The sequence below is a fragment of the Dyella mobilis genome (genome assembly GCF_016904945.1).
Lineage (GTDB): Bacteria > Pseudomonadota > Gammaproteobacteria > Xanthomonadales > Rhodanobacteraceae > Dyella_B > Dyella_B mobilis.
The window spans coordinates 1-680 of the sequence record NZ_JADIKF010000010.1; the positions used below are offsets into that span (position 1 = coordinate 1).

The 680-nt window shown below is 64.0% G+C and carries 1 protein-coding gene; it reads left to right on the plus strand.

Annotation, left to right across the window (positions count from 1 at the left end; translation table 11 throughout):
• Nucleotides 1–680 (plus strand): AMP-binding enzyme (locus ISS99_RS00050; RefSeq protein WP_239537498.1); only part of this gene is annotated, 680 nt, incomplete at both ends.

Below are 680 nucleotides of genomic sequence, written 5' to 3' on the forward strand. Positions count from 1 at the left end.
GAGATCGAGGCACGGCTGGCCGAGCACGACGCGATTCGCGACGCCGTGGTGATCGCTCGCGAAGACGTGCCCGGCGACAAGCGGCTGGTGGCCTACGTCACCACCGAGGGCGAGACCGCCGACCTGGCCGCGGCGCTGCGCGCACATCTGAGTGCTCGCCTGCCCGATTACATGGTGCCCTCGGCCTTTGTGCAGTTGGATGCTTTGCCGCTGACACCCAACGGCAAGCTCGATCGCAAGGCACTCCCTGCACCCGATGGCGAGGCCTATGCGCGACACGCCTATGAAGCACCGCAAGGTGACATTGAACAAACCTTGGCAACCATCTGGGAAGAATTGCTGGGTGTCGCACGCGTCAGTCGTCACGACAATTTCTTCGAGCTCGGCGGCCATTCGCTGTTGGCCGTGCGGCTGATGGCTCGCTTGCGCCGTCAGGGCCTCGGCATCGAGGTCCGTTCGCTGTTCACTTCGCCCATCCTGCGCGACCTGGCCACCACGCTCGGCAGCCACCACGATATCGAGGTACCACCCAATCGCATCACTGCGCACACTACGATCATTGCGCCCGACACGTTGCCGCTGATCGACCTTACCCAAGCCGACATCGACCGCATCGTCGCCCACGTGCCCGGCGGCATCGCCAATATCCAGGACATCTACGCGCTCTCGCCATTGCAGGA